The 9,026-nt window shown below is 64.5% G+C and carries 10 protein-coding genes; 7 read left to right on the top strand and 3 right to left on the bottom strand.

Annotation, left to right across the window (positions count from 1 at the left end; all coding sequences use genetic code 11):
* Window positions 1–120: 120 nt before the first annotated feature.
* The 3 genes from EN745_RS23290 to EN745_RS23300 all read right to left on the bottom strand — a co-directional run bounded on the left by EN745_RS23290 (window position 121) and on the right by EN745_RS23300 (window position 2,627).
* Entirely contained in the window at window positions 121–594 is a 474-nt protein-coding gene (locus EN745_RS23290) for a DUF2852 domain-containing protein (protein WP_126057134.1), read from the bottom strand.
* A 75-nt stretch (window positions 595–669) separates the two neighbouring features.
* Window positions 670–1,854: a benzoate/H(+) symporter BenE family transporter gene (locus tag EN745_RS23295; RefSeq protein ID WP_126057135.1), complete on the bottom strand. Its 1,185-nt coding sequence runs from the start codon at window positions 1,852–1,854 to the stop codon at window positions 670–672.
* A 2-nt stretch (window positions 1,855–1,856) separates the two neighbouring features.
* Window positions 1,857–2,627 carry an alpha/beta hydrolase gene (locus tag EN745_RS23300; protein WP_127422364.1) on the bottom strand — a complete coding sequence of 257 codons (771 nt, stop codon included), beginning with the start codon at window positions 2,625–2,627 and terminating at the stop codon, window positions 1,857–1,859.
* Between the two features lie 219 nt (window positions 2,628–2,846).
* Here EN745_RS23300 and infC point away from each other — a divergent pair, with 219 nt between their 5' ends.
* The 7 genes from infC to pheT all read left to right on the top strand — a co-directional run.
* Entirely contained in the window at window positions 2,847–3,383 is a 537-nt protein-coding gene (gene infC / locus EN745_RS23305; protein ID WP_126057137.1) for a translation initiation factor IF-3, read from the top strand.
* Between the two features lie 208 nt (window positions 3,384–3,591).
* Window positions 3,592–4,242 carry an isoprenylcysteine carboxylmethyltransferase family protein gene (locus EN745_RS23310; RefSeq protein ID WP_127422365.1) on the top strand — a complete coding sequence of 217 codons (651 nt, stop codon included), beginning with the start codon at window positions 3,592–3,594 and terminating at the stop codon, window positions 4,240–4,242.
* A gap of 238 nt (window positions 4,243–4,480) precedes the next feature.
* Window positions 4,481–4,684 (top strand): 50S ribosomal protein L35, encoded by a 204-nt coding sequence (rpmI, locus tag EN745_RS23315; protein ID WP_027166935.1) that lies wholly within the window; start codon window positions 4,481–4,483, stop codon window positions 4,682–4,684.
* Between the two features lie 37 nt (window positions 4,685–4,721).
* The gene (rplT, locus tag EN745_RS23320; RefSeq protein WP_042637600.1) at window positions 4,722–5,123 is read left to right on the top strand and encodes a 50S ribosomal protein L20; all 402 of its coding nucleotides are present in this window, start codon (window positions 4,722–4,724) and stop codon (window positions 5,121–5,123) included.
* A 94-nt stretch (window positions 5,124–5,217) separates the two neighbouring features.
* Window positions 5,218–6,303 (top strand): phenylalanine--tRNA ligase subunit alpha, encoded by a 1,086-nt coding sequence (pheS, locus tag EN745_RS23325; protein WP_127422366.1) that lies wholly within the window; start codon window positions 5,218–5,220, stop codon window positions 6,301–6,303.
* Complete coding sequence (locus EN745_RS23330; RefSeq protein WP_127422367.1) at window positions 6,300–6,722, top strand: GFA family protein; 423 nt, start codon at window positions 6,300–6,302, stop codon at window positions 6,720–6,722. The genes pheS and EN745_RS23330 overlap by 4 nt, the downstream gene beginning before the upstream one ends.
* The coding region (pheT, locus tag EN745_RS23335) for a phenylalanine--tRNA ligase subunit beta (protein WP_127422368.1) at window positions 6,719–9,026 on the top strand (2,308 nt) is incomplete at its 3' end. The genes EN745_RS23330 and pheT, both read left to right, overlap by 4 nt.

Below are 9,026 nucleotides of genomic sequence, written 5' to 3' on the forward strand. Positions count from 1 at the left end.
GCGGAAGAACCCGATGGTCATGGCAGAACGATACGCGATTCGAGGAAAACGGATAGAACAAAAAAGAAACGGCGCCGCTCGCGCGACGCCGCCTATCGTGCCGAGACCTGTCGCGGGGTCTCAGTCGTCAAGCAGGTTCGAGCCCTTGCCGCGCTTCGAAGTCGTCGACCCGGTGGTCGTCGTCGGAGCGGTCGGCTTGTTGCGCTGAGCCATGAAACGGTCAAACTCGTCCTGATCCTTGGCGCGGCGCAGCTCGCGGGCATATTCATCGAACTCCGTCAGCATCTCGTCAAGCTTGCGGCGTTCCTCGGCCAGGCGGTCGAGCTCCTTCTCGCGCCAGTCGTCGAAGGCGACGTTGCCGGTGCGCGACGAGCCGTGGCCCCAGCGCGCGGCCTTGTCGGAGCCGCGGCGGCAGCCGGCGAAGATGCCGTCGGTTGCGCGGTTCACGTCACGCTTGAAGCCGTCGAGCCGGTCGCCCCAGATGATGTAGGCGAGCATGGCGAAGCCGAGCGGCCAGAACACCATGAAGCCGATCACCATCAGTGCGATGGTCGCCGGCGTCCAGGCCGGACGGATCAATGCAGTTGTGTTCATTTTCTCCCAGTCCTTCCGTTGGAGACAGCCAATTCCGGCTGCGTGGAATCGAAATGGGAAGGGCAAAACAGCGATTCAAGACGAGCGCACCCAAAAGCGGACAAGAGGTTGAAATGATTGTCTCATTTTGAGTTCTTCGAGGAAAAGCACAACCATGCCGGCGACCAGGCCCCAAAATGCCGCGCCAACGCCGAACAGCGTCAGGCCCGAAGCGGTGACGGCGAAGGTGACGATCGCGGCCATGCGGTGGCCCTCGTCCTTGAGCGCGATCGAAAGCGCGTTGGTCAGCGGCGCGATCAGCGCAAGACCCGCCACCAGCACGATCAGGCTCTGCGGCAATACTGCGAAGATCGCCACCAGCGAGGCGCCGAAGACGGCGAAGACGAAATAGGCGAGTGCGTAGAAAGGCCCGGTCTTCCAGCGTTCGGCGGGGTCGGGATGGACGTCCGGCCCGGTGCAGATCGCCGCCGAAATGGCCGCCAGGTTGGAGGTGGCGCCGCCAAATGGCGCCGACAGCAGGGAAAAGAAGCCGGTAACGCCGATCAGCGGGCCGGGCTCGGGATGATAGCCGGCGGCTCTGAGCACGGCGAGGCCGGAGAGGTTCTGCGAAGCCATGGTGACAAGGTAGAGCGGCAGCGCGAGCCCGATGATGGCGCTCGCCGTGAAATGCGGCGCGATCAGCGTCAGCGTCGACAGTTCCGGCACCGGCAGGCCGCCGACACGGCCGGTCAGGAAGGCGGCCAGCCCGCCGCCGATCAGCACCGCCAGCACCGACAGTGCCGGGTTGAACAGCCGGATGACGAAGAAGGCCGCGATCAGCGGCAGGATCAGCCAGGGGTCGCCGGGAATGGCCTTGAAGGCATTGGTGGCGAAGCCGACGAGGATGCCGGCCAGCATGCCGGAAGCAACGGACGGCGGAATCCTGGCGATCAGCTGGGTCAGCGGCTTGAACAGGCCGGTGGCGACCAAAAGGACGGCAGTTACGATGAAGGCGCCGACCGCCTCGCCCACGGAAAAGCCGCTCGATGCCGCGACCAGCGCCAGACCGGGCGTCGACCAGGCGGTGATAATGGGCATCTTCGTGCGCCAGGACAGCCACAGGCACTCGACGGCCATCGCCAGGCAGATCGCCGTCACCCCGCTCGCGGTTTCGGTCTGGGTCGCGCCGACCGCCTTGGCGGCGGCGATGACGACGGCCAGCGTGCCGCCGAAACCGATGATCGCCGCAACGAAAGCGGATATCGGAATGGAGATGCGCATGCTCACGGGCCTCGCTGCACCACATCGCCCACCACCCGCACCAGCATGTCGAGATCCTGCGGCCGTGACAGGCGGTGGTCGCCGTCAGGAATGAGCGAAAGCGTCACGTCGTCGGCCGGCAGGAGCGCCGCGAGCTTCAGCGCATGGCTGGACGGCACTTCCGGATCGGCGAGGCCCTGCAGGATGTGCACCGGGCAATGGGTATCGATCGGCCCGTCCATCACCAGGTTCCGCCTGCCGTCCTCGATCAGAGCACGGGTGTAGATATAGGGCTCGGCCGAATAGTCCGACGGTTCGGCGAAGAACCCTTTCTCGGACAGATCGTGTTTCTGCGCCTCGGTCAGCACCGGCTCGATCAACTCGGCGGTAAAATCCGGCGCCGGCGCCAGAAGCACCAGGCCGGCGACGTTGGCGTCACCCGTCTTGCGCAGCTCCTGCACCATGCGCAACGCAATCCAGGCGCCCATCGAGGAGCCGACCAGGATCTGGCTGCCCTGCGTGAAACGGCGAAACACAGCAAGGCTTTCGGCCAGCCATTTCGAGATGGTGCCGTCGGCGAAGGCGCCGCCGGACTCGCCATGGCCGGAATAATCGTGGCGCAAGAAGGCCCGGCCATCTTTTGCCGCCCATCCGGCCAGCGTCTCGGCCTTGGTGCCCAGCATGTCCGATTTGTAGCCGCCGAGCCAGACGATGCCGGGCGCGGCACCTTGCGCCTGCCTGACGGCGATGCTGGTTCCCTCGACATCCAGAAACACGGGAGCGTTGGCGGTCATGGCTGGCGATAGGTCCTGTTCCTCACGCCGGTCTTTTGGCACGGCGGGGCGTTCGACGAAAAGTGCTCAGTAACTTTCTTTGCTTGGTGCAGGCGCGGGATCAGGTGATTTCTTGAGAAGCCTGTGCTATTGACTTGCGCCGCGCGCTCACCACATTGGCGCGTCCCGACGATCCGAACTTTTGAACCCTGAACGAAACGGCCCAAGGAGACCACGACCATTCGCAGACCTTTCAAAGCAGCGGCGCCCACCAAGGATGGGCCGCGCTCCAACCGTGACATCCGGGTTCCCCGGGTCCAGCTTATCGACGCCGAAGGCCAGAACCGTGGCGAAGTTTCCATCAACGACGCATTGCTGCTCGCCGAAGAAGCCGGGCTCGACCTCGTCGAGATATCGCCCAACGCACAGCCGCCCGTCGTAAAAATCCTCGATCTCGGCAAGCTGAAATACGCCAACCAGAAGAAGGCGGCCGAGGCGCGCAAGAACCAGAAGGTCATCGAGATCAAGGAGATCAAGATGCGCCCGAACATCGACAGCCATGACTACGAGACCAAGATGAAGGCGGTGCGCCGCTTCTTCGAGGAAGGCGACAAGGTCAAGCTGACGCTGCGCTTCCGCGGCCGCGAGATGGCGCATATGGAACTCGGCATGCAGCTTCTGAACAAGGTCCGCGAGGAGGTGGCGCCGATCGCCAAAGTCGAGGCGGAACCAAAGCTCGAAGGCCGCCAGATGATGATGGTGCTGGCGCCCCGTTAAACGGGGCGGGCACCTTCTTCCAGTCCGATCCGTGCCGCATGACTGCCCAAGCCTTCGCTTCGACCCCGGCTTCGAGAAAGCAGAATTGACCAGCCTTCACCGCAGCGTGCCCTAAAATCCGCCTGAATTGCGGAGCAGGGCGTCCCGACGATCGGCGGGGCGCCAGTTTTCATTCCGATCGCCGGCAATCTCGACGATCGGATGTATCATGGTCGATGACGTCAAATACCCTGACACCACCCATGCAAAATATGGCTTGGGCAATTACCAGCAAATACGCAGAATGGTGATTGCGGCGCTGATCGTGGTGCTGTTCGCAGCGCTGTTGTTCGGCCAGTCGACCTTTCCGCCCGATACCTGGGTGCATGAATCGATCGAGATGTTGGGTGTGCTGCTGATCTTCCTCGGCGTCGTCGGCCGCCTGTGGTCGACGCTCTATATCGGCGGACGCAAATCCTCCGAAGTGGTTACCGGCGGCCCCTACTCGATCACCCGCAACCCGCTCTATGTGTTCTCGACGGTCGCCGCCGCCGGCGTCGGGGCGCAGATCGGCTCGTTCACCGGGATCATCCTCTTCGCGGCCCTATGCGCCGGCGCCTTCCACATCGTCATCCTGCGCGAGGAGAAGTTCCTCAAGGAGGCGCTCGGCGCACCCTACCAGACCTATGTCGCGCGCGTGCCGCGCTTCTTTCCCAACCTCTCGCTCTACGATGAAGGCGATACCGGCAGCTTCAAGCCGCGCCTGCTGCTCACCACGCTGCTCGACGGGCTGGTGTTCCTGGTCGCCCTGCCGGCCTTCGAGCTGATTGACGGCGCGCAGCAGTCGGGTGTGCTGCCGGTGCTTTTCCGCCTTCCCTGAAGGACAGAGCGTCGCACAGCCTGAGGTGTTGCGCCCGGGCCCGCTTTGATCTATAGGACCGCCGTTCCGCGTATCGGCCCGGAAATCATCTCTGATTTACGGAACGCACGATACGCAGAGCAAAAAACAAAAACCGCCCGGCAGGGCATGCCGTGGCGGTTTCATTTGCTTTTCGGGCTTTGGTCGGCCCGAAGCGAACAAGAAGCGCGATGGTGCGCCCACAATACGGAGTAGCAAAATGCCCAAGATGAAGACCAAATCGGCCGCCAAGAAGCGGTTCAAGATTACTGCCACCGGCAAGGTGCTGTCGGCTGCCGCCGGCAAGCGCCACGGCATGATCAAGCGTTCCAACAAGTTCATTCGCGATGCCCGCGGCACGATGGTTCTGGCTGAACCGGACGGCAAGAAGGTCATCAAGAATTTTCTGCCGAACGGCCTCTGAGCATTCGGCCTGGACAACGTTTTAAGGAGATCATGACATGGCACGCGTAAAGAGAGGCGTCACCGCTCACGCCAAGCACAAGAAGGTCCTGAAAGCCGCCAAGGGTTTCTACGGCCGCCGCAAGAACACCATCCGCATCGCCAAGCAGGCGGTGGAAAAGTCGCTGCAGTACGCCTATCGCGACCGCAAGAACCGCAAGCGCTCGTTCCGCGCGCTGTGGATCCAGCGCATCAACGCCGCGACCCACGAGCACGGCCTGACCTATGGTCGCTTCATTGATGGCCTCAACAAGGCCGGCATCGAGATCGACCGCAAGGTCCTGTCGGACATGGCCATCCACGAGCCGCAGGCTTTCGCCGCGCTGGTGGCCAAGGCCAAGGTCGCGCTCGAATACCTCAAGAACACCACGCCGAACGCTTTTGAAAGCGCTGTAGCCTAACCAGCGCCTTCCCAAGCTTTTCGACACTTGATTTGGGAAACCCGCGCTGGCAGGGCTGGCGCGGGTTTTTCTTTGGCTCAATCAGGTCTGGAACATGAGTGACATGGAAACTCTCGAAAATTCCCTGATGGCCGACATTGCGTCGGCCGCCGACGAGCAGGCGATCGAGGCGGTGCGTGTCTCGGCGCTGGGCAAGAAGGGCTCGGTCTCCGAAATGCTGAAGACGCTTGGCGCGATGAGCGCCGAGGAGCGGCAGGTGAAAGGCCCGGCGATCAACGGGCTGAAGAACCGCGTCACCGAGGCGCTCACGGCGCGCAAGGCGGAACTGAAGGAGGTGGCGATCGCTGCCCGGCTGGCCGCCGAGACAGTCGACGTGACGCTGCCGGTGCGCCAGTCGCCGGCCGAGCGCGGCCGCATCCATCCGATCAGCCAGGTCATCGACGAGATCGCGGCGATCTTCGGCGACCTCGGCTTCGCCATCGCCGAAGGTCCCGATGTCGAGACCGACTATTACAATTTCACCGCGCTGAACTTCCCGGAAGGCCATCCGGCGCGCGAGATGCACGACACCTTCTTCTTCCAGCCGGACGAGAAGGGCGAGCGCAAGCTGTTGCGCACGCACACCTCGCCGGTGCAGATCCGCACCATGGAGCGGCAGAAGCCGCCAATCCGCATCGTCATTCCCGGCAAGACCTACCGGCAGGATTCGGACGCCACGCACTCGCCGATGTTCCATCAGGTCGAGGGTTTGGTGATCGACAGATCAGCCAACGTCGCCAACATGAAGTGGGTGCTGGAGGAGTTCTGCAAGGCGTTCTTCGAGGTGCCGAACGTCAAGATGCGCTTCCGGCCGTCCTTCTTCCCGTTCACCGAGCCGAGCCTCGAGGTCGACATCCAGTGCGACCGTTCGCGGCCCGGCGAGGTGCGCTTCGGCGAAGGCTCCGACTGGATGGAGATCCTGGGTTGCGGCATGGTGCATCCCAACGTGCTGCGCCATGGCGGACTCGATCCCAACGAATACCAGGGCTTTGCCTGGGGCTTGGGCATCGACCGCATCGCCATGCTGAAATACGGCATGCCGGACCTGCGCGCCTTCTTCGACGCCGATGTGCGCTGGCTGTCGCATTACGGCTTCCGGCCGCTCGACATGCCGACGCTGTTCGGAGGCCTCTCCGCATGACAGCGCCGCACACCGGCGGCTGCCGCTGCGGCGCGGTGCGGTTCGAGGCGTCAGCCGAGCCGCACCACATCAGCTATTGCCATTGCGGCGATTGCCGGCGGGCGAGCGGCGCGCCGGTGTCGGCCTTTGTCGGCTTCATGGCCGACCAGGTGGCGCTCGACGGCAAGGCGCTGAAGAAGTTCGAGAACGGCCCGGTGACGCGCTCCTTCTGTGGCATTTGCGGCTCGCCAATCGCCTATGTGGAGGGGCGGCTCAGCGGCCACATCTATTTCACGCTCGGTGCCATGGACATGCCGGCCTATTTCAAGCCGACGCACCATGCCCATGTGCGCGAGCAGCTTCCCTTCCTGCACATGCCGGACGACTTGCCGAGACACCTGAAGACCAGCGTGCCCAGACCCAACGGAACACAGCTATGAAATTCACCCTCTCCTGGCTCAAGGACCATCTCGAGACCGACGCGTCGCTGACCGAGATCGTCGAACGGCTGACCGCGATCGGCCTCGAGGTCGAACATGTCGACGACAAGGCGGGCCTGAAGCCCTTCGTCATCGCTAAAGTGCTGACGGCAGTACAGCATCCCGACGCCGACCGGCTGCGCGTGTTGACGGTCGACACCGGCGACGGCAAGCCGCCGGTGCAAGTGGTTTGCGGCGCGCCGAACGCCCGCGCCGGCCTGATCGGCGCCTTCGCCGCGCCCGGCACCTATGTTCCCGGCATCGACGTGACGCTCTCGGTCGGCAAGATCCGCGGCGTCGAGAGCCACGGCATGATGTGCTCCGAGCGCGAGCTGGAGATTTCCGACGAGCACAATGGCATCATCGACTTGCCGGCGGATGCGCCGCTCGGCACCAGCTTCGCCGCCTATGCCCATCTCGACGACCCGGTGATCGAGATCAATCTGACGCCGAACCGGCCGGATGCGACCAGCGTCTACGGCATCGCACGCGACCTCGCGGCGAGCGGGCTCGGCCGGCTCGTCGGCGGCGGGATCATGCCACATGCCGGTACCGGCATGTGTCCAGTCAAGGTCAAGATCGAGGCTCCGGAGCTCTGCCCCGGCTTCGCGCTCACGTTGGTCAGAGGCGTGAAGAACGGCCCGTCGCCAAAATGGCTGCAGCAGAGGCTGCTCGCCATCGGGCTCAGGCCCATCAGCGCTCTGGTCGACATCACCAACTACGTCACCTTCGACCGCGGCAGGCCGCTGCATGTGTTCGATGCCGCAAAGGTCGCCGGCAACTTGACCGTACGCCGGGCAAAGGACGGCGAACAGGTACTGGCGCTCGACGGCCGCGAATACACGCTGACGCCCGAGATGTGCGTGATCGCCGACGAGGACGGCGTCGAATCCATCGCCGGCATCATGGGCGGCGAGCATTCCGGCTGCGATGAGAACACCACCGACGTGCTGATCGAGTCGGCGCTTTGGGACCCGATTACCACGGCGCGCACCGGCCGCACGCTCGGCATCATCTCCGATGCGCGCTACCGCTTCGAACGCGGTGTCGACCCCGAATTCATGGTGCCAGGCCTCGAACTGGCGACAAAGCTGGTGCTCGACTTCTGCGGCGGTATGCCGACGGAGATCGAGGTTGCCGGCTATGCCGGCCACAGGGCGAAGGTGGTTTCCTTCCCGTTGTCGGAGGTCAGGCGGCTGACCGGCATCGAGGTGCCAAGAGAGGAAGCGCTCGCTATCCTGACCCGCCTCGGCTTCGAGCCGCGCAGTTCGGGCGACGACGTAGAGGTGAAGGTGCCGTCCTGGCGGCCGGATGTCGACGGCAAGGCCGACCTGGTCGAGGAGGTGATGCGCATCCACGGCGTCGACAACATCGCGCCGCAGCCGCTTGGCGCGCATGACGCGGTCAACGGCAGGATCCTGACGACACTGCAGATCCGCACCCGCGCGGCGAAGCGAGCGCTGGCCGTGCGCGGCATGATGGAGGCCGTGACCTGGTCCTTCATTCCGGCAAAGCATGCCGAGCTGTTCGGCGGCGGCCAGACGGCGCTGAAGCTCGCCAACCCGATCGCCGCCGACATGTCGGACATGCGGCCTTCGCTGCTGCCTGGGCTCATTTCGGCGGCACAACGCAATGCCGACCGGGGCATCGGCGACGTGGCGCTGTTCGAAGTCTCCGGCACCTATGAAGGCGATTTGCCCGACCAGCAGCGGCGCGTCGCCGCCGGCGTGCGGCGCGGCACGGCCAAACTCGACGGCTCCGGCCGCAGCTGGGCCGGCAATTCCGGGCCAGTCGGCGTGTTCGACGCCAAGGCGGACGCGATCGCCGCGCTCGAAGCCTGCGGCGCGCCGGTCGACCGGCTGCAGATCGAGCCCGGCGGCCCGGCCTGGTACCACCCCGGCCGCTCCGGCACGATCAAGCTCGGGCCGAGGACGGTGCTCGGCACGTTCGGCGAGTTCCATCCGAAGACGCTGGAAGCGCTCGATGTCTCCGGGCCGCTCTGCGGCTTCGAGGTCTATGTCGATGCGGTGCCGGAGCCAAAAGCCAAGCCGACACGGACCAAGCCGAAGCTGGAGCTCTCCGCCTTCCAGGCGGTGAAGCGCGACTTCGCCTTCGTCGTCGACAGGACGGTCGAGGCCGGCACGCTGGTGCGCGCCGCACTCGCTGCCGACAAGAAGCTGGTCACCGGCGTCTCGGTCTTCGACATCTTCGAGGGCGCGTCGCTGGGCGCGGCCAAGAAGTCGATCGCCATCGAGGTGTCGATCC

This window comes from Mesorhizobium sp. M4A.F.Ca.ET.022.05.2.1 (assembly GCF_003998845.1).
Lineage (GTDB): Bacteria > Pseudomonadota > Alphaproteobacteria > Rhizobiales > Rhizobiaceae > Mesorhizobium.